The sequence below is a fragment of the Actinomyces gerencseriae DSM 6844 genome (genome assembly GCF_000429265.1).
Lineage (GTDB): Bacteria > Actinomycetota > Actinomycetes > Actinomycetales > Actinomycetaceae > Actinomyces > Actinomyces gerencseriae.
This window is the reverse complement of the sequence record NZ_KE386871.1, coordinates 378,974-405,330: the sequence shown is the minus strand read 5'-3', so window position 1 is coordinate 405,330 and position 26,357 is coordinate 378,974. Positions and strand designations below refer to the sequence as shown.

General features: G+C 72.4%; 22 protein-coding genes. 14 read left to right on the top strand and 8 right to left on the bottom strand.

Translation table 11 applies throughout. From position 1 onward, the window contains the following. The first annotated feature begins 7 nt into the window (after window positions 1-7). Window positions 8-1,336, top strand: coding sequence for a glycosyltransferase (locus tag G448_RS16335; protein ID WP_245572302.1), 1,329 nt, complete (start codon window positions 8-10; stop codon window positions 1,334-1,336). 899 nt (window positions 1,337-2,235) lie between these two features. On the opposite strand, the gene G448_RS0111240 is transcribed toward G448_RS16335, so the two are convergent. Further along, a complete protein-coding gene (locus G448_RS0111240) occupies window positions 2,236-3,267 on the bottom strand; it encodes a hypothetical protein (RefSeq protein ID WP_051268948.1) in 1,032 nt (343 codons plus the stop codon). Window positions 3,268-3,659: 392 nt separating this feature from the next. Continuing rightward, on the bottom strand, window positions 3,660-4,628 hold the full coding sequence (locus G448_RS18860) for a MinD/ParA family ATP-binding protein (protein ID WP_245572301.1): 969 nt from the start codon (window positions 4,626-4,628) through the stop codon (window positions 3,660-3,662). Window positions 4,629-4,743: 115 nt separating this feature from the next. Between G448_RS18860 and G448_RS18855 the strand changes: the two genes are divergently transcribed. The 3 genes from G448_RS18855 (at window position 4,744) to G448_RS0111225 (ending at window position 7,677) form a co-directional block, all read left to right on the top strand. Further along, complete coding sequence (locus G448_RS18855) at window positions 4,744-5,250, top strand: hypothetical protein (protein WP_245572300.1); 507 nt, start codon at window positions 4,744-4,746, stop codon at window positions 5,248-5,250. Window positions 5,251-5,901: 651 nt separating this feature from the next. Beyond that, window positions 5,902-6,876, top strand: coding sequence for a CAP domain-containing protein (locus tag G448_RS0111230; RefSeq protein ID WP_026408063.1), 975 nt, complete (start codon window positions 5,902-5,904; stop codon window positions 6,874-6,876). A gap of 183 nt (window positions 6,877-7,059) precedes the next feature. Then, on the top strand, window positions 7,060-7,677 hold the full coding sequence (locus tag G448_RS0111225) for a GNAT family N-acetyltransferase (protein WP_026408062.1): 618 nt from the start codon (window positions 7,060-7,062) through the stop codon (window positions 7,675-7,677). A gap of 53 nt (window positions 7,678-7,730) precedes the next feature. Here the strand turns inward: G448_RS0111225 and G448_RS0111220 are convergent, their stop codons facing one another. Further along, window positions 7,731-8,906: a M48 family metallopeptidase gene (locus G448_RS0111220; protein ID WP_051268946.1), complete on the bottom strand. Its 1,176-nt coding sequence runs from the start codon at window positions 8,904-8,906 to the stop codon at window positions 7,731-7,733. A gap of 289 nt (window positions 8,907-9,195) precedes the next feature. On the opposite strand from G448_RS0111220, the gene G448_RS0111215 reads away from it, so the two are divergent. Next, complete coding sequence (locus G448_RS0111215; protein WP_026408060.1) at window positions 9,196-9,942, top strand: peptidyl-tRNA hydrolase; 747 nt, start codon at window positions 9,196-9,198, stop codon at window positions 9,940-9,942. Window positions 9,943-10,016: 74 nt separating this feature from the next. Here G448_RS0111215 and G448_RS0111210 read toward each other — a convergent pair whose 3' ends face one another. Together G448_RS0111210 and G448_RS0111205 are read right to left on the bottom strand one after the other, a co-directional pair. Further along, on the bottom strand, window positions 10,017-10,646 hold the full coding sequence (locus tag G448_RS0111210) for a GtrA family protein (RefSeq protein WP_026408059.1): 630 nt from the start codon (window positions 10,644-10,646) through the stop codon (window positions 10,017-10,019). A 327-nt stretch (window positions 10,647-10,973) separates the two neighbouring features. Then, a complete protein-coding gene (locus G448_RS0111205; RefSeq protein WP_034495091.1) occupies window positions 10,974-11,642 on the bottom strand; it encodes an HAD-IA family hydrolase in 669 nt (222 codons plus the stop codon). Between the two features lie 191 nt (window positions 11,643-11,833). Here G448_RS0111205 and G448_RS0111200 point away from each other — a divergent pair, with 191 nt between their 5' ends. Then, a complete protein-coding gene (locus G448_RS0111200) occupies window positions 11,834-13,180 on the top strand; it encodes a M18 family aminopeptidase (RefSeq protein ID WP_051268944.1) in 1,347 nt (448 codons plus the stop codon). A 94-nt stretch (window positions 13,181-13,274) separates the two neighbouring features. On the opposite strand, the gene G448_RS0111195 is transcribed toward G448_RS0111200, so the two are convergent. Then, window positions 13,275-14,402, bottom strand: a complete 1,128-nt coding sequence (locus G448_RS0111195) for an NADH:flavin oxidoreductase/NADH oxidase (RefSeq protein ID WP_026408056.1) — start codon at window positions 14,400-14,402, stop codon at window positions 13,275-13,277. Between the two features lie 228 nt (window positions 14,403-14,630). On the opposite strand from G448_RS0111195, the gene G448_RS0111190 reads away from it, so the two are divergent. Continuing rightward, window positions 14,631-15,575 (top strand): patatin-like phospholipase family protein, encoded by a 945-nt coding sequence (locus G448_RS0111190; RefSeq protein ID WP_026408055.1) that lies wholly within the window; start codon window positions 14,631-14,633, stop codon window positions 15,573-15,575. Between the two features lie 33 nt (window positions 15,576-15,608). On the opposite strand, the gene G448_RS0111185 is transcribed toward G448_RS0111190, so the two are convergent. Together G448_RS0111185 and G448_RS16330 are read right to left on the bottom strand one after the other, a co-directional pair. Further along, window positions 15,609-16,160: an NUDIX hydrolase gene (locus G448_RS0111185; RefSeq protein ID WP_026408054.1), complete on the bottom strand. Its 552-nt coding sequence runs from the start codon at window positions 16,158-16,160 to the stop codon at window positions 15,609-15,611. Window positions 16,161-16,321: 161 nt separating this feature from the next. Further along, entirely contained in the window at window positions 16,322-17,455 is a 1,134-nt protein-coding gene (locus tag G448_RS16330) for a hypothetical protein (RefSeq protein WP_034495086.1), read from the bottom strand. Window positions 17,456-17,691: 236 nt separating this feature from the next. On the opposite strand from G448_RS16330, the gene G448_RS0111175 reads away from it, so the two are divergent. From G448_RS0111175 to G448_RS0111145, 7 genes are all read left to right on the top strand, one after another. After that, complete coding sequence (locus tag G448_RS0111175; protein ID WP_051268942.1) at window positions 17,692-18,315, top strand: biotin transporter BioY; 624 nt, start codon at window positions 17,692-17,694, stop codon at window positions 18,313-18,315. A 126-nt stretch (window positions 18,316-18,441) separates the two neighbouring features. Then, complete coding sequence (locus tag G448_RS0111170; RefSeq protein WP_026408052.1) at window positions 18,442-19,416, top strand: bile acid:sodium symporter family protein; 975 nt, start codon at window positions 18,442-18,444, stop codon at window positions 19,414-19,416. 97 nt (window positions 19,417-19,513) lie between these two features. Beyond that, window positions 19,514-20,647, top strand: coding sequence for an MsnO8 family LLM class oxidoreductase (locus G448_RS0111165; protein ID WP_026408051.1), 1,134 nt, complete (start codon window positions 19,514-19,516; stop codon window positions 20,645-20,647). 132 nt (window positions 20,648-20,779) lie between these two features. Then, entirely contained in the window at window positions 20,780-22,423 is a 1,644-nt protein-coding gene (locus G448_RS0111160) for an ABC transporter substrate-binding protein (protein ID WP_026408050.1), read from the top strand. 146 nt (window positions 22,424-22,569) lie between these two features. Beyond that, on the top strand, window positions 22,570-23,499 hold the full coding sequence (locus G448_RS0111155) for an ABC transporter permease (RefSeq protein ID WP_026408049.1): 930 nt from the start codon (window positions 22,570-22,572) through the stop codon (window positions 23,497-23,499). Then, on the top strand, window positions 23,492-24,505 hold the full coding sequence (locus G448_RS0111150) for an ABC transporter permease (protein WP_026408048.1): 1,014 nt from the start codon (window positions 23,492-23,494) through the stop codon (window positions 24,503-24,505). The genes G448_RS0111155 and G448_RS0111150 overlap by 8 nt, the downstream gene beginning before the upstream one ends. Continuing rightward, the gene (locus tag G448_RS0111145) at window positions 24,502-26,346 is read left to right on the top strand and encodes a dipeptide ABC transporter ATP-binding protein (RefSeq protein WP_034495081.1); all 1,845 of its coding nucleotides are present in this window, start codon (window positions 24,502-24,504) and stop codon (window positions 26,344-26,346) included. Before G448_RS0111150 ends, G448_RS0111145 begins: the two co-directional genes overlap by 4 nt. Window positions 26,347-26,357 lie beyond the last annotated feature (11 nt).

The window sequence follows — 26,357 nt, the reverse complement described above, 5'->3', positions numbered from 1 at the left end:
CCGCGGTATGGAGAGGACTATGGGCTCGATCGATCCGCTCTCGTCGATCGTCGGCAGCAGACCGCTGCTCATCACCACTGGGAGCCGCGGCGACGTTCAGCCGTTCCTGGTGCTGGCCCGCGCCCTCGCCGAGTCCGGGGCCGGCCCCGTCGTCGCCGCGCCGAGGCGCTTCGGCGACCTGGCCACGCGCTTCGGCGTCGAGTTCGTCGGCCTGGACGACAGCATCCTCGATCTCCAGGACGAGCTCGTGGGGGCGGGGCCGGTCCGGGCCGCGCTCTCGCTGGGTCGCATACGGCCGCTGATGCGGCGGTGGCTGGACGATCTCGCTGAGCTCGCGCACGAGGAGGCCGGTCGGGCCGACGTCGTCGTCTTCACCCAGAAGGCCCTGGGCGGAGCGAGCGTCGCGGAGAGGCTCGGGGTCCCCGGGCTGCCCGCTCAACTCATCCCCACCGGGCCGCCGACGAGCGCCTTCCAGGTTCCGTTCGCCCCGGTCGGAACGCCGCGGCCCCTGCGCCGCGCCTCATGGTCGCTGGTCGGGGCGTCCGAGGCGCCATGGCGAAGGATGGTGGCTCAGTGGCGGTCGACGCGTCTCGGTGTCACGACGCGCCCGATCCCCTTCTCCAGGATCATCGCCTCGCGGGGGATTCTCAGCGCCTGGAGCCCCCGTCTGCTGGCGGCGCCGCCCGAGTGGCGCCCCTCCCAGCGCCCCCTCGGCTTCTGGCGGTTGCGTGAGGCCGGGACTCTTCCGGCGGACGTCGAGCGCTTCCTGGTCGCCGGGCCGCCACCCGTGGTCGTCGGCTTCGGAAGCATGAGGCACGGCGACCCGGCGCGGCTCGCCCGAGAGGTGGTGGACGGCCTGCGCCGTGCGGGGCGCAGGGGGATCCTCCTGGCCGGATGGGCGGGGTTGAGCGCGTCGGGAGGCGACGACGTCCTCGCCGTCGAGGAGGCTCCTTTGGGCGGGCTCCTGCCGAGGGCCGCGGCCGTCGTCCACCACGGCGGAGTGGGAACCGTGGGCGCCGCGCTCCATGCGGGGACTCCGCAGATCATCCGTCCATTCTTCGGCGATCAGCCCTTCTGGGCCGGCCGCCTCCGCGAGCTGGGGGTCTCGCCGCGTCCGCTCGAGCGCATGACCGGGGAGGCTCTTGCCGAGCGCCTGCGCGCCATCGACGCCCTGGCCGACGCCGCCGGAGCGCTGGGCGAGGCGATGGCGGACGAGGACGGCTGCGCCGCCGCCATCGATCGCATCAACCGGGTGCTGTGCCGAGGGGGAGCGGCGGGAGTCGGGCGACGCTCATCGCGCGGAGGCCCGGAACGAGTCCGCGAGTCGGATGGGTGAGAAGTGCAAGAAGGCATTCGGGCTCCTCGGCTTCTGTCACTACGGGCACGGTCGCGACCCCGGCGATCCCGACGCCTCGGCGCGGTTGCGCGTGGAGCCGCACGCCCCGGGGCGGACCGCCGACTGCGGTAGGGCGCGGGCTCGCGCCGGACCGCCGAGCGGACCGCCCGCCAGGGTCTGAACCTCATGAGCCCCACCCTCCCGACCGAGGCCGCCGGCACGTATCGACTGCCGGGGATGCGGCAGCGCGGGCTCCGCCCTCCCGACCGAGGCCGCCGGCGATGGCCTCTCGCGGCTTCAGGCGGAGCGGACCCACCGTTACCGCAACACCTGGAGGGAAGCCGGTCACGACTGGACCCCGCGGGTGAGCGCGTCCCGCTCGATCGTCCCGATCGTCTCGGAGACCGACCGCAGCCTCTTCGGCCTGCGCGGTGAGGACTCCCACGACGACGTCGGCGTTATCGGGTTCTTCGTGCGTGAGGGTGTGGTCGGGGCGGGCGGTGCTGGTGGTTCGGCGTTCCGGAGTCCTGCGCGGTCGTACCCGGAGACGCGTGGTCGTATCCGGGGGTGCGTGGTCGTACTTCGCGTTGCGCGGTCGTACCTTAGAGGAACTCTAAGGTACGACCGCGTGGAATTGTGTACGACCGCGTGCGGTAGGGGTACGACCGCGCGGTTTTATGCACGACCGGGTGGGACTGCGTACGACCGCGCGGGGCCGGTGGCGCACGGCGACGAAGCGGCGGCGCCTCCCGGCGCTCCGGGCTTCACAGGTCGACGGCGCGCGGCGCACGGGCCGGCGGCGCGCAGCGCGCGGACCAGCGGCCCGACACGGAGGGACCGGTGACGGGACACGCATTGGACGACGAGGGCTGAGTCCCGGTGATCGATCCGGGGACGGATCATCCGGCGGACGGGCCCGAGACACCGGCGGCCTCGAGGATCGCATCGAAACGAGGTGCGGGCAGGGACAGAATCGTCCGCGTCCCGCCCACGGATCCCTGACCCGGATCGGGCAGCGCCACCGCCTCGATCTCACCGTCGGGGGCGCGGTAGAAGACGAATGCGGACAGCAGCGGATCGACGTGCTGGGCGATCTCGTCCTGGATGAACAGCACCATCGAACGCAATGCCCACTCCGGATCCCGCCGGTCCACCGGGTGCAGGCCCAGCGCGTGCTTGTGCGGGACGGCGAAGAGCACGCCCGCGCTCGTGTCGACGTCGATCTCCCCCAGGATCCGTCCCAGGTTGGCGGCCTTGGAAGCCGTGAAGAAGCCCTCCCCGTGCAGGGCCCACGCTCCGGCGCCGATCGGGCCGGAGTGGACCACAGGCGCCTCATCGGTGTTGCGCTGGCCCGCCTCGAAGAGCTCATCGATGGTCAGCGGGCAGTCCCCCAGGAGCGCGGGGAGGATCGGATGGACCCCGCCGTCGAACCGTCGGTACAGGCCCAGGACGAGGTTGCCTGCGAAAGGACGATGGACCGGCCCTCCCCGGGGGCGGGCCTCATCCGGGTCGATCAGCCGCGTGCGCACCGCGGCGCGCCACTGCTCGGCAGTACTCAGCGGCTTCCCGAGGCAGGCGGTCATGCTGACCGTCTGGGCGACCCGCACGTCCAGTATGGTGTTCCACTTCGATCTGCTGTGGCCCGCCAGCTCGAAGGCCGTCTTATCCAGGGGCAGGATCATGCCCTCGTAGGTGTTGGTGCCGTGCAGCTCGGGGCCGCCGCTTCCGTCCGCCAGCTCGGTGGTGATCCCGCGGGCGGCGAGCTTGGCCCGCATTGTCAGGGCGATCTCGATCAGGGTTGTCTCCTCGAAGGTGTTCTCCACGGCGCCGGGGGCGTCGGCCAGGCCGAAGGCGGCGCCGGTGTGGAGCATCCGGACCGGATTGGTTGTGCGGGGGCGGGAGTGCGGGCGACGGCGATCGGATACGGACATGGTGGCTCCTCGACGGGGCTGCGCGGATCGAGGGGGCGCAGCGAGTAGGTGACTGTGTCCTCGCACGCTAGGGCCCGGCCCCCTCGGCGTGCGACGCGGCGGTTCGAGCCCCGTGGACAACGGCTGCGGAGCTGCTGTTGTGGGGCCCTGCGAGATGCTTCCCGTCACATATCCGGCGTCCCGGCGCCGCCGGCGCTCGGGCCGGTCCAGTCCAAAGGCGTCCGCGACGGTGAGGCCGCCCCCGGCGCCGCCGGCGCTCGGGCCGGTCCAGTACGGCGAGAGGCTTGAGGGTCGTGGTGAGCTCGGTGCCGCCGTCTCTCGGGCCGATCACTCGGGACGGTTCAGGGGACGTGCGCGCGGTGGCCCGTCCACCGGCTGGTCCCGGCCGACTGCTAGGCGAGTCCCATGGCGAGCGCGGTGCCCGCCCTGAGCCAGGCGCGGCGGGTGGGCGGCGCCAGCGAGTCGAGGATCAGCGGTCTGCCGGCCATGGCGGGGTCGTAGGGGATTCCGACGGCGGCGCGCGCGATCCCCCGGAACGTGGAGACGAGCTGAGAGGGCTCGGGCTCGCCCTTGGACCCCTGGGAGACGACGACGAGGGCGTTCTCCGCCAGCCGCGCCGCGTGGGCGTCGGCGCCGGCGAGCTCGGCCAGGAGGAGGCGCGCCGACTCGGCGTGGTCCGGTCGGGTGGTCGTGGGCACGACGATGGCGTCGGCCCGCGCGATCATGGCGCGCCACTGCGGGCTGGACTCGTCGTTGCCCGAGTCGATGACCACGAGGCGGTAGTACTTGGTCAGGACGGAGTGGATGGCGTCGAAGCTGTCCGCGTCGCCGGGCTTGGCGTCGGCGAGGACCTCGGGCCGGCTGCGCAGGACGTCGTAGCGGTCCTCGCGCTGGTGGTGGACGAATCCGGAGATCTCGGCGGCCTGGGCCTGCGGGGACAGGAGGTGGTCTACGTGGGGGAGCAGGTCGATGACCGTGGCGTCGTGCGGCCCCTGCTGGGTGCGCCACCCCAGCGTGCCGCGCGTGGAGTTGTTGTCGTAGGCGATGACGCCCGCGCCCCCGTAGCGCGCGAAGACGGCGGACAGGAGGATCGCCGTGGGCGTCTTGGTGGCGCCGCCCTTGCCGTTGACGACGGCGATGGTGCGCGGCCCCGCCCAGTGCTGGGCGACGGCGGCGGCGTCGGCCCGCTCGGCGCGCTCCCGCTCGGTGGGGGCTAGGTGCAGTCCGAACTGGTTCAGGGCGCCTCGCAGACCGGTGGCGGCGGGCGCCTCGTTGGTGATCTCGGTGAGCAGCGATGTCGAGCGGGCCTGCTCGCGTGGATTCGGCGGCGCGGCCGACGGGGAGGGCGGTGTGGCCGTCATCGGGGGCTGAGCCGCCTGCGCCGCCGGCGCTGCCGCCTCCGGGCTCGGCACTGCCGTCACTGCTGTCGCCGTCGTCGCTGCGGTCGCTGCGGTTTCCGAGTACTCCGAGTACGGCGTGGTCAATGCGGTCGTCGAGCCCCGGGGCGGGGCCGGAGAGGTCGCCGATGCGGCCGATGCCGGAGGGGATGCGGCTGATCCCGCGGACGCGGCCGACTGGGAGCACTGGGAGCGCGATGCGGGCGGTGCCGGCGACGAGGGCGGCGGCACCGCCGATCTCGTGCGCGGCGGGGCCGACGGGGAAGGGGGCGCCGCCGATACCGCGGGGGACGGCACCGACGTCACCACCGGTGGCGCGGGCGTCGGGTCGGCGCGGCGCCTCCGCGGCGTCGTGCGCTCCGTGGTGCTCTCGTCCCGGGGCAGAAGCCCCGGGGGCAGCCGGATTCCGGCGGTCTCGGGGGTATCCGCGTCCGGAGCGGGCGCGGCTCGCTGTCGGCGGCGGGTGGGAAGCGGAGGCGAGGACCTCGTGGCGGCTGAGGGCCTGATCCTCGACTGGCGCGTCATCCGGGGCGCCGCAGGAGTCGGAGTCAGCGCGCCCTCGGTGATGACGGCGCCGTCGGGGTAGACGGCGATGCGCCAGCTTCCCGCGGGTTCGGTGATCGTGGTGGAGATCGGGTGCCCGAGTGCCCTGGCGCGGTGGGACAGGTGAGTCACGACGGCGGCGCGGGCCTCCTTCGGAGTCGGCTTGCTCAGGTCTGCCTCGACGCCTTCGAAAATGACGTGCGCGTGGCCCTCGGCGCTCAGCAAGACCTCGGCTCGAGGCCACTCTGTTGCGGTGCTCATGTGCATGTCCTTCGTAGCGAGCGCTTTGGGCGAGCGCGTGATATTGACTGGGCTCAGGGGCACCAAGGCTGTGCTGCGACGGCGCGCCGCTCGAGAATCGGGCCGCCGGCGATCCGATCGGGGCCGGGGCGCTGCCGGGCTCTCGCGCCTCCCCCGAGCCGCGGGCGTCACGACTGGAGCGTACCGCGAGAACTTCGAAAGTAACGATTTTGTCTCTTCGGCGACGCCCGCGAGTCCCCGACGCGCCCGTGTCCGATCGCCTGATTCGCCCGGCTCACGCGGCTCGCCCGGCCGCCGGATAAGCATTCAGGATAACGGAGGATTCGCGGGACCATGCTCTCAGTGAACAAGCGGGCGGTGACATAGCCGTGATCTCGGGTGCCGTGATGAGGTGGGGCCCGTCGCCGCGCCTCTGACTGACAGGAGACAGCCCATGAAGATCTCACGCACCCCCGTCCTCGCGCTCATCGCCACCGTCTCCTTGGCCGCTGTACCTGCTGCACAGGCCGTCCCGGTGGCCGGGCCGTCCGCGCAGCAGGTCTCCACCGCTGCGGAGCCAGCCGCAGTCACATCGGAAGGGGCTGGCTACGCCGACACGATTCTCAGCAAGGTCAATGAGCTGCGGGCCCAGCAGGGTCTAGGGCCTGTGACGCGCTACACCCAGCTGGACTCGGTGGCCCAGGGCTGGTCCGAGCAGATGGTGGCGCAGCAGTCCATGAGCCATAACCCCAGCTTCGCCGACCAGTACCCGGGCGGATGGTCGGTCGCGTCGGAGAACGTCGCCACGCTGTCCGGTGCCCGGGGCGTCGACGTCGGGACGCAGCTGTTCGAGCAGTGGCGCAACTCCCCGGGGCACTACGCCAACATGGTGGCGCCCGCTGCCAATGCCGTGGGCATCGGCGTCGCCTACGATCCGTCGACGGACTCCTGGTACGCGGCCCAGAACTTCTCCTCCTACTCCGATCCGAGTGCCGCCGGTCTGACCCGGACGGCGGCGGACCAGTCGAATTCGGCCCAGTCCGCGCAACCCGGAGCCGAGGCGCCTGCGGCGCCCGCGCCCGCATCGACCGATTCGAGCAGCGCGCCCGCTGCAGTGCCCGCCACCGAGGCCCCCGCCTCCGAGTCTCCGGCCGACTCCGCGTCTGCCGCCACCTCGGCATCGCCGTCCGAGGCCGCTCCCGTTGAGGCCTCGACCGGGACACCCGCCGTCGTCGCCGCGGGTGCGAGCGCGACTCCTACCGCCGGGGACCCGTCTGCTGCGGCGACGACCCAGCCCTCCGCCAACGCCAAGCAGGCCGCGCTGTCCCTGCCGGTCACCGGTGCGAATGCGATTCTGATCGGCGGCGTGGTCGCCCTCGTCGCCGTCGTGGTCGGAGGGGTGCTGCTCGGCCTGCGTCGGCGTCGTTGATCCGCGCCCCCGAACGGGCCCAGCAGCTGCGCGTCGTGGAGGTCCTCGTCCCGTTGGCCGTCGTGCACGAGTCGGTCGGGCGCACGCACGGGGCGGGATCCTCCGTACGCTGCCGGCCGATCGATAGGGCGCATCGCGCGGCAGTACTCACGGGCGCCCGCGCATGAGCGAGAGACTGTGCCGATGAACGACTTCGCGCCCTTCGAACCCATGCTGCACGGCACGTCGGTCGGCGGCGTCATCGTCCGTCCAGCCGGACCCGACGACGCACCCCGCGTCGCCAGGCTCCTGGCGCTGCGGGGGATCTCGGCGGAGGAGGCCCGCGAGCAGGCGCCCCGCATGATCGATGCCCTTCCGGTGCTCCTCCTGGCCCTCCTGTCCGCCGCGGAGGCGGCGACCGGTGACGACGGGGTCGGGGGCGCCGACGATGAGACGGCGGTGGCTCCCGACGACGCCCTGCTCGCACCCGTCGCGCTGTCGGGAGCCTTCCCGCTGCCCGAGCGCCTGCGCGCCTCGTTGCCCGAGGCGAGCGCCGATTCCGACGCCTGGATGGTCTCGGGCCTCGTCGTCGATCCCGTGGCGCGCCGACGCGGCGTCGGCCGGGTGCTCCTGACCGCCATCGCCGATGCCGTGCGCGCTCTGGAACCCGCCGCCGCCCTGTACAGCGTCGTCAACGCCACCAACCACGCCTCCGTCGGCCTGCACCTGGTGGTCGGCTTCGAGAGGCTCGCGCGGCTGGAGGGGTTCGGCGCCGTCACCTTCGAGGGAGGGCAGGGCGTCCTGCTGCGTCGAACCGGGTGAGGCGGGAGCCGGGTCGCGGGGCCCGGACCTCGCCGGCGGTCGGCCGTCGGCGGTCACCCGGTCCCGCCGTGGCTGGGGTCGGTGCGAGACGGTCGGAGGGGAGTCGGATCGGCCAGGCGCAACTCGTCGCGACTCGCGGAGTAGGACAGGCCCGGGTACCGGCCGAACTGCTCCTCGGCTCCGGGCACCCGCGGTTCGTCGTCGCGCATGCCGGCCAGCACCTCGGCTGGAGTCGGCCAGTTCCGGCTGCGCTCCCTGCCGATCGGGCTCACCGGTGGGTACAGCGCGTGCCCGGGGCGCACCATGAGTCGTCCGGGGCGGCTGCGGTCCCGCAGCGCGTGGGCCCTCCAGGTCAGGACCGGGTGGGTCGAGGACCACTGCACGAGATGCACCCAGAGGCCCCTCTCGTACACGGCGCGATCCGCCACCGCGTGCAGATTGACCTGCGCGCCCAGGTACTTGCCCGCTCCGAGCAGCCCTATGGCGCCGGGCGCGCCGGTGGGGGCGACGTCGTAGCCGTGGTTGTCCGCCGTGTACTCCTGCGCCCGCGACAGCGCATTGCCGAGGATCGGCACGGAGTACACGATCTGGAGGATGAGGACTCGCCAGAAGGAGGTGTGGCCGGCGGCGAGGTGGCCGACCTCGTGGGAGATGATGAAGCGCAGCGCCTCGGGATCGCGTGCGGATCCCCCCGTCTCGAACAAGTCGGAGTAGACCGCGACGAAGCGGCGGAAGCCGTGCCCCGCGGCGAAGGCATTGATTCTGCCGTTGCCCAGAACCACGTAGGCGTCGGGGACGCGGCGCAGCCCGACGTGCTCCGCGGCCTCCACCACCATCCGGTATCCCTCGGGGAACTGGGTCGGGCTCATCTGCACCGAGGAGGCGCGCATCTTCGCGTACAGGAGCGCACGCGCGCCCCAGACCACCAGCGGCAGGAGCGGGATGGCCAGGAGGACCTGGCCCCCCGTCGACGTGGCGTTCTCGAGGATGAGGCGGCGTACCTCCCCGGCCGGTCCGGTCGGGTCGGGCACGGCCGCGAGCCAGATCACCAGTGCCAGCCAGGCCGCGACCGCCATGGCGCTGATGATCGTGCTCGCCCACAGCAGCGGCATCTCGGCGCGGTGGCGCAGACGGCGAATGCCGTGCGGCCCGTGGACAGTGGCGCCGTTGAGCGGTCGGGGGCGGCCGGGGGCGGTGGGCGGCACCGGAGCGGGGGAGGGGAGCGTCATGCCCACGACCCTAGAGCGTGCCGCCGGGGAGCGTCCCGCCGGGGATGCGGCGGGGCCCGCGATCGGCGCGGGTGCCGGCATCGCTCGTGGGGCGTCCCCCGGGGGCGAGGCGGGCTCTCCTCATCGACGCCGGCGACATCTGCGAAGGAGAGCGTTCCCCGGGGACGGGGCGGGCCCGGGCGCCTCACCTCCGGGACGGTCACCTGGTCGAGCGTTCCCCGGGGACGGGTCCGCGACGGGCCGGGCCGCCGTCGGGACCGTCGGCCGGGCGACTGAGTAGGGTCGGGGCGTGACCGACCACGAGATCCCTTGGGGCATGCAGATCGCCGTCCGCTACGACAAGGTCCACCCGCCGCGCCGCATCGACGTCGCCGAGGCCGCGGCCCGCGCCGTCGTCGCCCTGCTCGCCTCGCCGCGGACCGCTCCGGGCGGGGACTGGCACGATGCGGTCGAGCACTGGAGGAGCGGGCGCATCCGCAAGCTCGTGCGCCGTGCCCGCGGGCGGCGCTGGGAGGAGGTCCAGGACCTGCCGGGCATCACCGTCGAGCAGGAGGGTCCGGCCGGCTGGGGGCCCGCAGCGGCTCGCGCCTTCGTCCCCGGCCCGGTCAGGCCGTTGCCCCCGGCGCTGGCCAAGACCCAGGTCGAGGGCACCCACTTCCCCCACGGGGGCGAGCTGCCGCCCCCGCCGGCCGCCGTCGCCGAGGCGGTCGCGCGCGACCCCGGGGCCGCCACGGGCATCGAGCTGACGGACGAGTCCGTCTCACCCGGGGCCCCGGTGACGGTCGAGGTCACGCCACTGGAGGGGATGACCAGCGGCAAGCTGTGCGCGCAGGTCGCCCACGCCGCCCAGCTCGCCTGGCAGAGCCCGGCCATGCCCGGGGCGGTCCGCTCCGCCTGGGCTGCGCAGGACTATCGGATCCGGGTCGTCTTCCCGACGCCGGACGCCTGGCGCGACGCCTCCCGGCCGGTCTCGGTCGTGGATGCCGGCTTCACCGAGCTCGACGGGCGGAAGGAGACGACGCGGGCGCTGTGGTGATGCGCGGTGGGGCCGGGGCGATGCGGGTGGACTCCGCCGGGTCGTCAGGTGGGCATCGGCCCGCTCGAGCGGACTCAGGCCGCCGCCGGTGCGCTGGGCTCGTCGTCGTCGGGCTCCGGGGTTCCTCGGAAGACCCAGAGCCTCATCAGGGCGTAGAGGTAGAGGCCCTCGCAGCAGGCCGAGATGAAGCGGGCCAACTCGGCCTGGACTCCGATCCAGTGCAGGAAGGAGGACAGACCGAGAATGAAGATGACGTACTGGCTCACGAGCCCGATGGCGTAGCGGGAGCCCTGCGCGGCGAGATGTCCGCGGGACTGGAAGTTCAGCCACCGGTTGAGCAGCAGGGAGTAGACGCCGGCGATCATGTACCCCAGGCTGACGGCCAGGGGGTAGAACCAGTGGAGCCCGTCGTAGAAGAACCACAGGAGGCTGATGTCGATGAGGAAGGCCGAGCCGTTGATGAGGGCGTAGCCGACGAAGGTCACGGGCACGCGCTCGCGCAGTGCGCGGGGGATGAGCCGGTGGATGCGGCTGATGACATGGAGGAAGGCTCTCGGGGCGCGCCGCGAGGGGTCGTTGAGACGCTCGTCGAGCCTGTTGGAGAGACGTTCTCGCGCGGACGCGGCGGAGCGCGCGGGTGTCGCCGCCCTGCGCTGCGGGGTGCGGAACCGGGCTGTGGAGCCAGCGGCATCCTGCGTCGTCATATCATCCTCTCGGAGCGGTCAGGTGTCAGTCCCCACCTATGAGTGAGTCTTTCGCGAGAGGGCGTGCTGTACAAGTTCTTCGGGACGAAAAAGACGTCGTCTTGGTCTCCTTCTTCAGGGGGATGCTCCTTCAGGAGGATGCTCCCGCGCCGCGTGCCGCGAGGTTGTCCGCGGGATCGCCGCGGCCCGGCCATGATCGGGCCATGCGCCGGATCTTTCAGGTTTTTTGTTGTCCTCGCGCACGAATCGGGGCGGGTGCTCCGCACGGGATCGCATGGGGCCGTACGGGGCCGTATGAGCTCGTGCGGGGTCGCGCGGCCGTTCGCGTCAGGCGGCGCTCAGCACGTCGACCAGCTCGCTCCTGAGCGCTCGTCCGCCGGCGTCGGTCGGGTGGTGCACTGTGCGCAGGCCCAGCGCCGCGGCCGCGCTGATGTTCTCAGCGCTGTCATCCACGAAAAGCGCTTGGTCCGCATCGACCCCTGCCATCTCGAGGGCGCCGAGGAAGTACTCCGGGGCGGGCTTGGCCGCACCCACGATGCAGGAGTAGGCGTCCACATCGCACAGGCCGTCGTAGTCCAGCGCGGTGCGCATCCACTCACGGCGCTCCTCGTGCTGGTTGGTGGCCAGGACGGTGAGGTAGCCCGCGGCTCTCAGCTCGCCGACCAGGCGTCGGGCGAGCGGGTCCGGTGTCGCCCGGCGCCACAGGACCATCAGCTCGTCGGCGCTCGTCGCCAGCTCCAGCTCGGCGACCAGCCGTTCCAGCAGGTCCCGCAGGCTCTCCCTGCCCGACAGCGCCGGTCCCTCCCTGGACAGCAGTGCCTTCGCGAAGGGCTCCCCGCCGCCCTCCGAGAGCGCCCGGTACCAGGGCATGCCGATGAATTGGAGGACGCCGTCCGCGTCGAGGAGCACGGCGCGCACCGAGGTGGTGCCGACCGGCGGTAGAGGCGGGGCGAGCGAGACGGCGGGACCGACGGGCTGGGAGGACGGGGTGCTCATCCGCCCCATCCTGCCTTATCGGGTCGATGGGCGCCGCGGACATGCCGTGCCGAGGCGCGGAGCGCGGCCCGGGCGCGGGCGCACCCTGTCCGCACCCGGGCCGGATCGGGTGCCACACTGTGCCCATGCCGATATCCGTGCCGTCAGAGTCATCAGAGTCATCAGAGTCATCAGAGCCGTCTGCGCCGTTCGTGCGGACCTCGCCGTCCGCGCAGGTCCCCCCGCCCCGGCCCGTCGTCCCGGACGCCCCGGGCGACGACGACGCCTACACCACCGCCCTCATCGACTTCGTCACCGCCTCCCCGACCAGCTACCACGCGGTCGCCGAGACGGCGTCGCGCCTGGACGCCGTCGGCCTGTCGCAGGCCGACGAGTCGCGGCCCTGGGGGGCCGGGACGCCGCGTCGTGGCTACGTCGTCCGCGATGGCGCGATCGTCGCCTGGATCCTTCCCGAGCGGTGCGATGAGCGGGCGGGCTTCCGGATCGTGGGCGCTCACACCGATTCCCCCGCCCTGAAGCTCAAGCCTTCGGCGGCCATGGTGCGCGACGGCGTCCAGGTCCTCGACGTCGAGGTCTACGGCGGGCCCCTGCTCAATTCCTTCCTCGACCGCGAATTCGGCCTGGCCGGGCGCCTCGTCACCCGGGACGGGGCCGTTCGCCTCGTGCGCACCGGCCCCGTCGCGCGCGTGGCCCAGGTCGCCCCGCACCTGGACCGCAGCGTCAACGACTCCCTCCATCTCGACAGGCAGGCGAACCTCCTGCCCCTGTGGACCCTGGCGACCGATGGCGCCCGCCCTGACGACCCGGAGCGCCACCTGTGCGAGCTGGCGGGCATCGACCCCCGTGAGCTCGCCTTCCACGACATTCTGACCTTCCCCACCGAGCGGCCCGCGCGCTTCGGGCGCCACGACGAGTTCCTCGCCTCCTCGCGGCTCGACAACCTCTCCTCGGTCCACGCCGCTCTGGTGGCCCTGGAGGCCCTCGCCCGCGAGGACAGCGAGCCGGACGAGCCGGTCGTCATGATCGCCAACGACCACGAGGAGGTCGGGTCCGCCACTCGCTCGGGGGCGGGCGGCCCTCTCCTCGAGACGGTCCTGGGGCGCCTGTCAGGGCTGCTCGGCGTCGACAGCGACGCCCGGGCGGCCATGCTCGCCCGCTCGATCTGCGTGTCCGCGGATGCCGGGCACGCCGTCCACCCCGGATACCCCCAGCTGCACGACCCCGCGGTCAGGCCGGCCCTCAACCGGGGGCCGCTGATCAAGATCAACGCCCAGCAGCGCTACGCCACCGACGCCGTCGGCGCCGCCGTGTGGCTGCGCGCCTGCGCCGCCGCCGGCGTACCCGTGCAGAGCTTCGTGTCCAGCAACGCCGTCCCGTGCGGCTCGACCATCGGCCCCATCACCGCCACGCGGCTGGGGATCACCACCGTCGATGTCGGTCAGCCCCTGCTGTCCATGCACTCCCAGCGGGAGATGTGCGGCGTCGCCGACGGCCCCTGGATGGCCCGGGCCATGCGGGCCTTCTGGCTGGGGGCCTGAGTCGGGCGGGGGTCGTGCGAGGACCGCGCTCCTGCCCGCCCCGTGAGCCGCGCGGACCGATCTCGATGCGGAACTGGACCGATCTCGGCGCGCGTCAGCGCCAGGCGCCGCGCCAGTACTGCAACGGCAGTCCCGCCGCACGCCAGTCGTCGACGCCCAGATCGTGGGCCCAGCGCACCGGCAGGTACGGCTCGCGCAGAGCCGGACGGCCCACGGCGACGGCGTCCGCCTGCCCGGTGATCAGGATCTGCTCGGCCTGGGCGGCCTCCGTGATGACACCCACCGTCACGACCACCGGCTCGCCGCCGTTGGGCGTCGTCGTCCCCGCCACGGCCGCCTTGACCCGCGCGGCGAAGGGCACCTGGTAGCCGGGTCCCACCGGCACGCGCGCGGGCACGTTCCCCCCTGTCGAGATGTGCAGGGCATCGGCGCCCGCGGTCACGAGCAGGGGCGCGAGCCCGGCGGTGTCCCGGCCGGTCAGGCCTCCCTCGGCCCAGTCGGTCGCCGACAGGCGGATGCCCAGGACCGTGGAGTCCCCGATCGCCTCGCGCACGGCGGCCACGGTCTGAAGGGGGAAGCGGCGCCGTCCCTCCGGCGAGCCCCCGTAGGCGTCGGTGCGGGTGTTGGACAGCGGGGAGAGGAACTCGTGAATGAGGTAGCCGTGCGCCCCGTGCAGCTCGACGACGTCGTAGCCCGCCTCGACGGCGCGACGCGCGGCTGCGACGAAGGCGTCCGTCGTCGCCCGGACCTCCTCCTCGGTGAGCGCGCGCGGCTCCGCGTGCTTCGGGTAGGCGATGGCGCTGGGCCCCACCGCGTCCCAGCCCTCGATGGTGGCGGTGCGCGCCCCGGCGGCGGCGTCGGGGCGCCACGGGGGAGTGCCCGCCTTGCGCCCTCCATGGCCGAGCTGGACCCCCGCCAGGGAGCCCGCGGCATGAATCGCCTCGACGATGCGGCGGTGCCCGGCGATCTGCCCGTCGTCCCACAGCCCCAGGTCGTAGGGGGACAGCCGGCCATTGGGGGTCACCGCGGTGGCCTCCACGATCACGGTGCCGAAGCCGCCCATGGCGCGCGTGGCGTAGTGCAGGACGTGCCAGTCGGTGGCGACGCCGTCCCGGGCGCCCACGGAGTACATGCACATGGGCGGGAGCCACATGCGGTTGCGGGCGGTGAGACCGCGCAGGGTCAGGGGCGTCAGGATGGTCGGCGTGGTCGGTGCTGTCATGAGGTCACGCTACGCGCCCGGAGTCGCCCGCGGTACCCCGGGCGACTCCCGGTGGGCGGGCCGGGCACGGGCAGCGGGATCGGGCGGCCCTCGTGTCGGGGGACGGGGACGTGGGGCCGGGCACGGGCAGCGGGATCGGGCGGCCCGTCCGCGGCGGCCGCAGCGCGCCGGACGAGTGCTGGACGGCGCACCCGTGCCGCGAGGCTGCGGCGATAGCCTGAGACCACCATGAGCTCCACCTCCCTGCGCCCCCGCCCCGTCCCCTACGGACAGCCCGGCCACGCCCCGGCCCCGATCACCCGACGGGTGGACGACGTCGCCCTCGTCTTCGAGGGGGGCGGCATGCGCGGCACCTACACCGCCGCCCTCGTCCAGGTCCTGCTGGAGGCGGGGCTCTTCTTCCCCTGGGTGGGCGGGATCTCGGCGGGCTGCACCAACACCGTCAACATGGTCTCGCGGGATCTGTGGCGCACGCGCGAGGCCTTCGTCGGTCTGACGACCGATCCGCGGACCGGCGGGTGGGGCAGCTTCGTCCGCCGTCAGGGCTACTTCAACTCCGAGCACATCTACCGGCACACCTCGGCCCCCGACGAGTCCATCCCCTTCGACTGGCCCGTCTTCAAGAGCACGGAGGCGACCGTGCGCATCGGCTCCTTCCGCTGCGACACCGGCGAGGAGGTCTACTGGGGGCTGGAGGACGTGGACGAGCTGGCCGACCTCCTCCCGCGCTGCCAGGCGTCGTCGTCCATGCCCCTGCTCATGCCGATCGTTCGCATCGACGGCGTCCCCTATCTCGACGGCGCCCTGGGGCCCACGGGCGGTTTCGCCACCGACGCCGCGGCGGCGGACGGCTACGAGCGCATGCTGGTCGTCTCGACCCGCCCGGCCGGGTACCGCAAGCCCGACGAGAAGCGCCCCGGCGCCTACCGGCGGTTCTTCCGCCGCTACCCGGCGGTGGCCGAGGGGATCGTCTCCCGTCCGCCGAACTACAACCGGACCATGGAGGAGCTCGAGGCCGCGCGGAGCCGGGGGCGCGTCTACCTCTTCCAGCCCGACCGCATGGCGATCGCCAACGGCGAGCTGCGGTACGACCGGATCGTGGGGGCGTACGAGGCCGGGCTCGTCCAGGCGCGACGGGAGCTGCCGCGAATCCTGGAATTCCTCGGGCTCTGAGGGCCGGTGAGGGGACGGGGCCGGCGACCGGTCTCAGTGAGGACGCGTCGTCCCGTAGACGGCGATATCCTCACCGGCATCGAAGCCGAAGGTCGTGATCGCCGGAACCGGCTCACCGCCGTCGAGCTCGCCGGCGAGCCGGTTCAGCACGGCCCGCTCGTGCGGGGGTACCGGCTCGGGCAGGTCGTTCAGTGCGAACCATCGCAGCCCCGCGCTCCTCCCCGGCTCCGCCACCCTCGGCTCGCCGCTCCAGCGGCGCGCCGTGAAGAAGAAGTCGACCCGCTGCTCCAGGGCCGCCCCGCCGACGTCGTTGGACCGGTGCACGACGGTCAGCGGTCGCACGTCCTCGGGCGCGACGCCGATGCCGATCTCCTCGGCCGCCTCGCGCACGACGGCCTGCGTCGCCGACTCGCCCGACTCGACGTGCCCGGCCGCCCCGCAGGCCCAGTGGCCGTCCATGTAGCCGGTGCCCCTGCGCAGCTGGAGGAGCACCTCGGCGCGACCGGATCGTGGGACCGTCCCTCGGGCCCGCCGCAGCAGCAGGAGGTAGACGGCCGGGACGAGGGCGAAGGGGGCTGCGGGCATGGGGCAACGGTAGCGTTCCGCCGGCGCCGTTCCCGTGCGCGACCGGCTGCGGGCCCGCGGAGACCGGTTGGTCGGGCGACCGGGCTCAGCTCCCGCCCAGCGCAGTACCGACATGGCATCGCCGTCGGCCTGGGGGATTCGGCCTGGGAGATGACGGCCGCTCAGCCCCCGCCCAGCGCGGCATCGATGACGCCGACCAGCTCATCGACCCGCCCCGGCTCGTCGGTCGGCGCGGTGACGACGATCGGCCATGGGGGAGCGCCGGGGCCGGCGTGCGGATCCGGCCAACTCACCGGCCCCCACATCCCCGCACGGGCCAGCGCCTCCTCGACGTCGGCGAGCGCGCGCGGGGCCGCCGGCGCGCCCTCTTCCCCCCGCTTCGCCGCGCCCAGGGCCACGCAGCCCGCCGAACCGGGGTTGACGACCCGCAGTCCGTGAGCCCCGACGCCTCCGGCCAGGCGCTCCCGCAGGCGGCGCGCCGTCTCGGCTCGACGCCGGAGACCGTCGAGCCGCGGCGACATCAGCAGCGCGACCGTCCGCGCGCTCGCGGGCGCGGGAGTGAGCGCGGTCTCGACGGCCTCCTCGTGCCGGGCGGCGATCTCGCAGACATCGAGGCGCGACCGTTCCCGGCTGCTTCCGCGCGAGGCGCGCATGGCCGCCACGGCGCGGCCGAGCTCGACGCCGAGGGCCGTCGCGCGCTCGTCCACCGGCCGCCGCGCGGACAGCCGTGCGACGACGCGCGCCATGCCGGCTGCGAGCGGGGAGCCCTCCGACCACTCCAGCCAGGCGCCGTCGGGCACGGGCAGCAGCTTGCGGGCGCTCGCGACCACGACGTCCCAGGCGGCGTCACGGTCGGTCGTCCAACCGATGCTCCGGCGAGCCCCTCGCCGCCCCTCCCGGCCGCTGGTCGCCTCGGGAGGCGGGCCCGGCGCGCTCGCGGCACCGATCAGCCGGTCCACGGCCGAGTGAGTCGCGTCCAGGACCACCACGGATCCGTCCCGTCTCGCGGCGCCGAGCACCGATCCCAGCTCCTCCCCGCAGCGATTGCCGTAGGTCTCGCAGTGCAGCACGGCCGCACCGGGTTCCCGTGCCAGCGCCTCGCGCAGCGCCGGAGGATCGAGCAGCAGGTCCGCGCCGACACCCACCGAGCGCACTCCCATCCCCTCCAGCGCGAAGGGCAGTGCCATGGCCTCGCAGCGGTACCGCGGCGCGAGCACGGTTCCGACCCCGGCGGCCCGCAACGCCCGGGCGACGAGCGCCAGGGCCTGCTTCCCGTTGCCCACGAAGGTTCGCACTCCGGCAGGTTACCCGTCCGCCGCCCGCCTCCCGGGGAGGGGCCTCGACACCCGGTGCCTCGCGGTCGGCCCGGCCGCCCGCCTCCCGGGGAGGGGCCGCGTCGATCGTGACGGGGCGGCCCGGGGCCTCCCCGACCGGAACCCGACTCACATCTGAGGAAATCCACAAAAGTCGAGTGCCGGAACCGGCGAGCGCGGGGGATGTGGCGGGCGTGGTGCTCGCCTACGGTTGTGGCATGACGATGAACACTTCCCCCGTCGGCCCCCATTCCACCGCCAATGCCGGATGCGCCGACGGCCCTGCCGGTGCCGACGGCACCGCGAGTGCCTCCGCCGCCCGCCCGCTTCCCGTGATCCTCGCCCGCGAGGCCGGGCTCGTCGTGGCCGGAGCCGTCGCACTGGCCCTCATCGGTCAGATCTCGCTGCCGCTGCCCTTCACCCCCGTGCCGGTCACCCTGGGCACTCTCGCCGCGCTCGGCGTCGGCGGTCTCCTCGGCGGCCGCCGTGCCCTGGGATCGGTCTCCCTCTACGCGGCCGCGGCCGCGGCCGGCGCGCCGGTCCTGGCCGGCTGGAGCAGCGGCGTGACGGCCTCCTTCGGCTACGTTCTGGGCTACGCCCCGGCGGCCGTCATCGCCGGGCGCGCGCTGGCCCGCACAGCCGACGGGGCCCGGCGCCCGCTCCCGGTGCGAATCGGTCTCATGCTGATCGCCTCCGCCGTCGTCTACGTCCCGGGCCTGATGTGGCTCAAGGTCGCCACCGGGATCGCCTGGAAGACGACCCTCGCTGCGGGGCTGGCGCCCTTCGTCATCGGCGACGCCCTGAAATCGGTCGTCGTCGCCCTGCTGCCCTCGCGCCGCTGAGGGGGAGGGCGCGGGCGGCATCCGCCCGCACCGATCGCGCCTCCGGCGCCCCGGCCGCATACCCGGCCGACTCGGCAGCCGAGACGCGTCGTCCGCGCGGACGACGCGAGGAGTAGGACGGGGCTCATGACCGCCCCCGCATCCCAGACCACCGCCCCGAGCATCGAGGACCGTTCCGCGCGCACGGCCGTGACCGTCTTCCCCGTCCTCATCCTGGCGGCCTTCGCGATCGCACTGCTTCTGCCGACGCGGCTCTCCCCGCTGTCCGCGGGGACCAACTGGGCCCTCGGCATCATCATGTTCGGCATGGGGCTGACCCTGACCCCGCCCGACTTCGCCCTCGTCGTGAAGCGGCCGCTACCGGTCCTCATCGGCGTCGTCGCCCAGTTCGTCATCATGCCGGCGCTCGCCTGGGCGCTCGCCAGGGCCTTCCGGCTCGATCCGGCGCTCGCCGCGGGCGTCATCCTCGTCGGCTGCGCTCCGGGCGGCACCTCCTCCAACGTCATCTCCTACCTGGCCAAGGGCGATGTCGCGCTCAGCGTCACGATGACCTCCATCTCGACCCTGCTCGCCCCGCTCATGACGCCGCTGCTCACCCGGTGGCTCGCTGGCCAGTACATGCCCGTCGATGCGGGTTCCATGGCCATGAGCATCGTCCGGATGGTCCTGGTTCCCGTCGTCGGCGGCCTCGTCGTCCGTGTCCTGTTCGCCAGGGCCGTGGAGAGGGTCCTGCCGGCGATGCCGTGGGTCTCGGTTCTCGGCATCTGCTACGTGGTTCTCGCCGTCGTCTCCACGTCGGCCGCGACGATCCTCTCCGCCGGTCTACTGGTCCTCCTCGTCGTGGCCTGCCACAACGTCCTGGGCTACCTGCTCGGATACGGCGCGGGTCGACTCGTCGGCCGCAGCGCCCGGATCCGCCGGACCATCTCCATCGAGGTCGGCATGCAGAACTCGGGCCTGGCCGCCACCCTGGCGGCGTCCTACTTCTCGCCCGAGGCGGCTCTGCCCGGCGCCGTCTTCTCCACCTGGCACAACCTCTCCGGCGCCGTGCTCGCCGCCGTCTACCGCCGCGGTGACGACGCGTCGGGTGCGGCGATGTGACGCGGGGGAGCGCCGCAGCCGCCCGCCGATCCCGCGCGGTCGCCTCGGTGCGGCGCGAGCGACGGCCGGGCGGCGGGCGGCGCCGTAGGGTGCGTCCATGAGCTCCGCACGCCCTGTGCTGTCCGTCCTCGACCTCGTGCCGGCCTCGGCCGGGCGCGGCCGCGCCGACGCTCTGAGGGAGATGCTGGATCTGGCGCGCGTCGCCGACGACGCCGGCTACGCCCGCTACTGGCTCGCCGAGCATCACGGCTCCGCCACGTACCTCGCCTCGGCGACGACCGTTCTCATGGGGCAGGTCCTCGCCGCCACCAGTCGCATCGGGGTCGCCAGCGGCGGCATCATGCTGCCCAATCACGCGCCCCTGGCCATTGCCGAGCAGATCGGTACCCTCGCCACTCTTCACCCGGGCCGTGTGGGGCTGGGGCTGGGGCGCGCCCCGCGCACCGACCCCCTGACCGCGGCGGCCCTGCGCCGCCGTCGAGCCGATCCCGCCCGATTCGCCGAGGAGGTCCTGGAGACCCTCGCCTATCTCGGTGCGATCCCCGACGACGTGCTGGCGGCGGTCCCGGCCCCGCTCCTGCCGTCCTCCGCCGCGGGCGGGGACGCCGACAGCGGTGGGACCGGGGACCCGACCGTTCGCCCCGCCGCCCCGGGACGCGTGCGCGCCATCCCGGGTGAGGGCACCGATCCGGACGCCTGGATCCTCGGCTCGTCCGTCAACGGCGCGCGCGTCGCCGGCACGCTCGGGCTGCCCTTCGTCGTCGGCTCGCACTTCGCGCCCGCCCAGGCGGAGGCGGCCATCACCACCTACCGCAGCCACTTCAGCGACGTCGGCGGCCCCGTCGACGCCGGCGGCGTCCGCCCGCTCTCACGGGACGGCCGGCCGCACGTCGCCGCGGGCGTCAACGCCGTCGTCGCCCCGAGCCGGGAGGAGGCCGGACGATTGTTCTCCACCGCCATGGCGGCCGTCGCGAGAGTCGTCGGCGGCAGGCCGGGCCCGCTGGACCGGCCCACCGCTGACCCGCGGGCCTGGCGCTCCCTGGCGGGAGGACGGGAGGAGGCCGTGGAGGCATCCATGGGGCTGTCCTTCGTCGGCACCCCCGATGTCGTGGCCTCCGGCATCCGTGAGCTCGCCGTGCGCTGGGGTCTGGAGGAGCTCCTGGTGGTCACCCACATCCACGACGCGGCCGCGCGCCGCCGCTCCTACGAGCTGCTCGCGGACGCATGGTGACGCAGCACTATTGTGTCCGCAAGGTTACTGAGCGAGGGGTAGGCTGCGCTCCGCGCTGTCGGTGCGTCCTCGTCCGGCACGCGTCAGATCGTTGCCGACGAGTGCCGACAATGTCGTACGGAGGTAGTCCCCTTGAACAATCCCATCATCTCTCGCCGTGATCTCGGTCGCGGGGCCGCAGTGGTCGCAGTGCTGCTCGCCGGCGCCTGCGGCTCCGACACCCCCAATGGTGGTGGTGCTACCGGCGAGTCGAACGGCCAGGGCGCCGACAGCGGCGGCAGGCTCACCCTCGCCTACAACTCCGACGGGCCGCACAAGGCCTGGGTCGAGGCCGTGTGCAACTCCGTGAGCAACACGCTGGGCATCTCCATGGAGCCGCTGCCCTTCCCGCAGTTCTCCGAGCTGCGTCAGCAGATCTCCGACCACGAGATCGTCGGAGCCTTCCGCTCCGGATGGCAGGCGGACTACCCCTCCATGGGGGATTTCCTCGGCAGTCCCTACCAGACGAACGGGGGCTCGAATGACGCCGAGTACTCCAGCGCCGCCTTCGACGATCTCCTGGCCCGGGCCGCCTCCACCACGGATGAGGCGGCTGCGCTCGGATTCTACGAGCAGGCCCAGGAGCAGCTCCTGGCGGACCTCCCCGTTATCCCCCTGTGGTACCAGAACGGCTTCGGCGGGTACTCCAAGAACGTCAGCGACGTGACCATGGATTGGCACGCCGTGCCCTGCTACGACTCCATCACCACCACTGCCTCCGACGGCGTCGTGCGCGCCAACGGCACCGAGCCCCAGAATCCCCTCATCCCCTCCAATACGAATGAGACGGGTGGCGGCCGCATCGTCGACCTGCTCTTCGCCGGCCTGGTCTCCTACGCGTCCGACGGCTCGGTGAAGAACGAGGTCGCGGAGTCCATCGAGACCTCCGACAATCAGAACTTCACGGTCAAGATCAAGGACGGCTGGACCTTCTCCGATGGCACTCCCGTTACCGCGGACTCCTTCATCAAGGCGTGGAACTACGGCGCCCTGCTGTCGAACGCTCAGCTGTCCAGTTACTTCTACGAGCTCATCGAGGGCTATTCTGCCGAGAAGGACTCCGAGCTCACCGGCCTGGCCAAGGTCGATGACCTGACGTTCACGATCAAGCTCACCGCGCCGGCCTCCGACTTCGCCAAGCGCCTGGGCTACGCCGCCTACTACCCGCTGCCCGAGTCCGCCTACGCCGACATGGAGGCCTTCGGTCAGGCCCCGATCGGCAACGGCCCCTACACCCTGAGCAGTTGGGAGCACGACTCCCAGGCCGTGCTCGTCAAGAGCCCTTCCTACCAAGGCGTCCGTTCGGCCAAGAACGAGGGCGTCACTTTCACCTTCTACACCGACTACGGCTCCGCCTACAATGACCTGCTCGCCGATGCCGTCGACGTGCTCGACGCCATTCCGGACTCGGCTCTGTCCTCCTTCAAGAGCGAGCTGGGCGACCGGGCGATTAATCAGCCCGGTGCCGTCATCCAGTGCTTCGCCATCAATGTCAACTCCGAGCACTGGAAGATGGACGACGAGGGCCGCGCCCGTCGTGCCGCCCTGTCCCGCGCCATCGACCGCAAGCAGATCTGCGACACCCTGTACTACAGCACTCGCACTCCCGCGTCGGACTTCACCAGTCCCTCCATCGCTGGATGGAAAGAGGACGTGCCCGGCAACGAGGTCCTCCAGTTCGATGAGGCCGAGGCCAAGAGCCTGTGGGAGAAGGCGGAGGCCATCTCCCCGTTCTGACCCGGTCGCCATCTCCCCGTTCCGACCCGGCCGCCGGCCCGGCGAGGCGCTCGAGCGAGTCCCGGACGGATTCCGGGCCTTCGAGCTCCGGCGCTGGCCCGGGCGCCGCACGTCCCTCCGCTTCCATCCGCATGAAGGAGATGCCCATGCTCCGCTACGCCGGGCGCAGGCTCCTGCAACTGATTCCCGTATTCTTCGGGGCCACGCTGCTCATCTACGCCATGGTCTTCGCCCTGCCGGGTGATCCCGTCGCCGCCATGGGCGGCGACCGAGCGCTCAGCGCCGATCTCCAGGCTCAGATCCGCTCCCAGTACAACCTGGACCAGCCCTTCCTCGTCCAGTACCTCCTGTTCCTCAAAGGACTCGCGACCTTCGACCTGGGGAGCACCATCCGCGGGTCCAGGCCGATCGTCGACGTGCTGGCCGGCGCCTACCCGGTCACGATCAAGCTCTCGCTCATGGCGCTCGCCTTCGAGGCGCTGTTCGGCATCGCCATCGGCCTGCTGGCCGGGATGCGCAAGGGCGGGTTCTTCGACGCCACGGTGCTGGTCCTCTCCCTCGTGGTGATCGCCGTCCCGACCTTCGTCATCGGATTCCTCCTGCAGTTCTTCATCGGCGTCAAGCTCGGCTGGCTGCCGACGACGGTGGGGACCTCGCCGGGATTCAAGGAATTGCTCATGCCCGCGATCGTGCTCGGGGCGGTCTCCCTCGCCTACGTCCTGCGACTGACGCGCACGGAGGTGGGGGAGAACCTCTCGGCCGATCACGTTCGCACGGCGCGTGCCAAGGGCCTGTCGGGAGGTCGGGTCATGATCGTGCACGTCCTGCGCAACTCGCTGATGCCGGTCGTCACCTTCCTCGGCGCGGATCTGGGTTCGCTCATGGGCGGTGCCATCGTGACCGAGGGGATCTTCAACATCAACGGCGTGGGCGGCACGCTCTACCGGGCCATTCTCAACGGGGAGGGCCCCACGGTCGTCGCCTTCACGACGGTGCTCATCCTGGTGTTCATCGTCTCCAACCTTCTCGTCGATCTCCTGTACGCAGCTCTTGACCCGAGGATCCGCTATGCCTGACAACACCGAGGATCAGAAGCAGGACCAGCACGGGGCCCGGGACCGGTCCGGAGATCGGCCTGTCCCGTCCGGCGCCCGCGCGGGTCAGGAGCACTTCGTAGCTGAGACCGACGAGCAGGGTCTGGGCGCCGTCGACGCCGTGGACGACGACTCGGCGCCGGCCTCGATGTGGGGGGAGGCCTGGAAGCAGCTGCGCCGTCGGCCCATCTTCTGGGTCTCCGCCCTGCTCATCGCCGTCGCCCTCCTCCTCGCCGTGGCCCCAGGACTGGTCGCTCGCGCCACACCCACCTACTGCCAGCTCAGCAACTCCTACGGCGCGCCCTCCGCCCAGCATCCTTTCGGCTTCAACCAGCAGGGCTGCGACATCTTCGCCCGAACCGTGCACGGCGCCCGCGCATCGGTGACCGTGGGCGTGCTCACGACGTTGCTGGTCACCCTGCTGGGCAGTGTCATCGGCGCGATCGCGGGGTTCTTCGGGGGATTTCTCGACGCGTTGCTCTCTCGCGTCACCGACGTGTTCTTCGCCGTGCCCTTCGTGCTGGCGGCGATCGTCGTCATGCAGATGTTCAAGGGCAGGTCCTCCATTATGACCGTCGTCGTCGTGCTGGCGATGTTCGGATGGCCGCAGATCGCCCGCATCACCCGGGGTGCGGTCATGAGCGTGAAGAACGAGGACTTCATCACCGCCTCGGTATCGCTCGGTAGCGGACGGGCCGCCATTCTGCTGCGTCATGTCCTGCCCAACGCCGCCGCGCCGATCATCGTCACCGCCACCGTCGAGCTCGGCATCTTCATCGTCGCCGAGGCGACCCTGTCCTTCCTCGGGATCGGGCTGCCGGCCTCCGTGGTCTCCTGGGGCGCCGATATCGCCGCGGCCAATGCGGCGCTGCGCGACCACATCTCCGTTCTGCTGTACCCCGCGGGCGCCCTCGCGCTGACCGTGCTCGGCTTCGTCATGATGGGCGATGCGGTGCGCGACGCCCTCGACCCGAAGGCTCGCAAGTGACTATCGACGACATCGCTGCCGGCAACCCCGCCGGCGCTGCTGACGACCCCGCGCCCGACACCGTCGCGCTCGATGAGGACGCCCCGCTGCTGCGCATCGAGGACCTTGAGGTGGCCTTCAGATCCTCCACCGGGCTGGTCCCGGCCGTTCGCCGGGCGAACCTGACGATCCATCCGGGGCAGAGCGTGGCCATCGTCGGGGAGTCGGGCTCGGGCAAGTCCACCCTGGCCAACGCCGTCATCGGGCTGCTGCCGGGGACCGGTCGCGTGACCGGGGGCCGTATCCTGTTCGACGGCGAGGACATCGCGCACGCCTCCGGCAAGCGGATGCGGCGTCTGCGCGGCAGCGAGATCGGGATGGTCCCGCAGGACCCCATGACCAACCTCAACCCGGTGTGGTCCATCGGATTCCAGGTGCGCGAGGCGCTCCGGGCCAACGGACTGGCGGGGATGGCGGACGACAGGCTCGTCCAACTCGCCGCGCAGGACGAGGCGGGGTCGGACCGCCGGGACGAGGCCGGCTCGGAGGAGCGCCGGGGCAGGATCGCTGTCGCGGACCAGGTGGCTCTTCTACTCGAGGACGCCGGGCTACCCGACGCCGCCCGTCGCGCCAGGCAGTATCCGCACGAGTTCTCCGGGGGCATGCGTCAGCGCGCGCTCATCGCCATCGGCCTGGCGGCGCGTCCCCGCCTGCTCATCGCCGACGAGCCGACCAGTGCCCTGGACGTGACTGTTCAGCGTCGTATCCTGGACCACCTCGGACGCCTCACCGACGAGCTGGGCACGGCGATGCTCTTCGTGACCCACGATCTCGGCCTGGCCGCGGAGCGGGCCGGGCACGTCGTCGTCATGCATCGCGGACGCGTCGTCGAGTCCGGGCCGAGCTTGGATGTCCTCCAGAACCCGCGCCACCCCTACACCCGCAGGCTCGTCGAGGCAGCGCCGTCACTGGCGTCGAGGCGCATCGAGGCCGCGCACGCCGAGGGCATCCGGGTCGCCTCCGACGAGCTGGGCGTCCATGAGATCGCGGAGGACGCCCCGGAGATCCTGCGGGTCGAGCATCTGACCAAGGTGTTCGACGTACGCGGGGCCAAGGGCCCGGACGCACGCATCCGGGCCGTCGATGACGTCACTTTCGGGGTGCGCCGCGGCACGACGACGGCGTTGGTGGGGGAGTCGGGGTCGGGCAAGTCCACCGTGGCGAACATCATCCTCAACCTGATCGACCCCACCGAGGGCAGGGTCTTCCACAACGGCGTCGACCTGTCGACCCTGGGGCGTAGGGAGCTCTTCGATCTGCGCCGCATCATGCAGCCGGTCTTCCAGAACCCCTACGGCTCCCTGGACCCGATGTACTCCATCTACCGGGTGATCGAGGAGCCGCTGCGGGTGCACGGCGTGGGCGGTCGCAAGGAGCGCAACGAGCGCGTCGCCGAGCTGCTCGACATGGTCGCCCTGCCGCGCTCGGTCATGCGACGCTACCCCAATGAGCTCTCCGGCGGGCAGCGCCAGCGCGTGGCCATCGCCCGGGCCATGGCCCTGCGACCCGAGATCGTCGTGCTGGACGAGGCCGTCTCCGCCCTCGACGTGCTCGTCCAGGCGCAGATCCTGCGGCTGCTGGCCGACCTGCAGGCCGAGCTCGACCTGACCTACCTCTTCATCACCCACGACCTGGCGGTCGTGCGCCAGATCGCCGACGACGTCGTGGTCATGGAGAAGGGACGAGTGGTGGAGTCCGGGCACGCGGATCCCCTGTTCGCCCACCCGCGCGAGGAGTACACACGCGAGCTCATCGACGCCGTCCCGGGCGCCAGGATCGCCCTCTACGGGGGAGCCAGCTGAGCGGGCCGCCT

Coding starts and splice junctions, on each gene's coding strand:
- G448_RS0111230 (WP_026408063.1), top strand. CDS start 5,902: ATGAAGATCTCACGCACCCCCGTCCTCGCGCTCATCGCCACCGTCTCC.
- G448_RS0111240 (WP_051268948.1), bottom strand. CDS start 3,267: ATGTCCGTATCCGATCGCCGTCGCCCGCACTCCCGCCCCCGCACAACC.
- G448_RS0111225 (WP_026408062.1), top strand. CDS start 7,060: ATGAACGACTTCGCGCCCTTCGAACCCATGCTGCACGGCACGTCGGTC.
- G448_RS0111195 (WP_026408056.1), bottom strand. CDS start 14,402: ATGACAGCACCGACCACGCCGACCATCCTGACGCCCCTGACCCTGCGC.
- G448_RS0111210 (WP_026408059.1), bottom strand. CDS start 10,646: ATGACGACGCAGGATGCCGCTGGCTCCACAGCCCGGTTCCGCACCCCG.
- G448_RS16335 (WP_245572302.1), top strand. CDS start 8: ATGGAGAGGACTATGGGCTCGATCGATCCGCTCTCGTCGATCGTCGGC.
- G448_RS18860 (WP_245572301.1), bottom strand. CDS start 4,628: ATGACGGCCACACCGCCCTCCCCGTCGGCCGCGCCGCCGAATCCACGC.
- G448_RS0111190 (WP_026408055.1), top strand. CDS start 14,631: ATGAGCTCCACCTCCCTGCGCCCCCGCCCCGTCCCCTACGGACAGCCC.
- G448_RS0111185 (WP_026408054.1), bottom strand. CDS start 16,160: ATGCCCGCAGCCCCCTTCGCCCTCGTCCCGGCCGTCTACCTCCTGCTG.
- G448_RS0111165 (WP_026408051.1), top strand. CDS start 19,514: ATGAGCTCCGCACGCCCTGTGCTGTCCGTCCTCGACCTCGTGCCGGCC.
- G448_RS0111175 (WP_051268942.1), top strand. CDS start 17,692: ATGACGATGAACACTTCCCCCGTCGGCCCCCATTCCACCGCCAATGCC.
- G448_RS0111220 (WP_051268946.1), bottom strand. CDS start 8,906: ATGACGCTCCCCTCCCCCGCTCCGGTGCCGCCCACCGCCCCCGGCCGC.
- G448_RS0111150 (WP_026408048.1), top strand. CDS start 23,492: ATGCCTGACAACACCGAGGATCAGAAGCAGGACCAGCACGGGGCCCGG.
- G448_RS0111170 (WP_026408052.1), top strand. CDS start 18,442: ATGACCGCCCCCGCATCCCAGACCACCGCCCCGAGCATCGAGGACCGT.
- G448_RS0111155 (WP_026408049.1), top strand. CDS start 22,570: ATGCTCCGCTACGCCGGGCGCAGGCTCCTGCAACTGATTCCCGTATTC.
- G448_RS0111205 (WP_034495091.1), bottom strand. CDS start 11,642: ATGAGCACCCCGTCCTCCCAGCCCGTCGGTCCCGCCGTCTCGCTCGCC.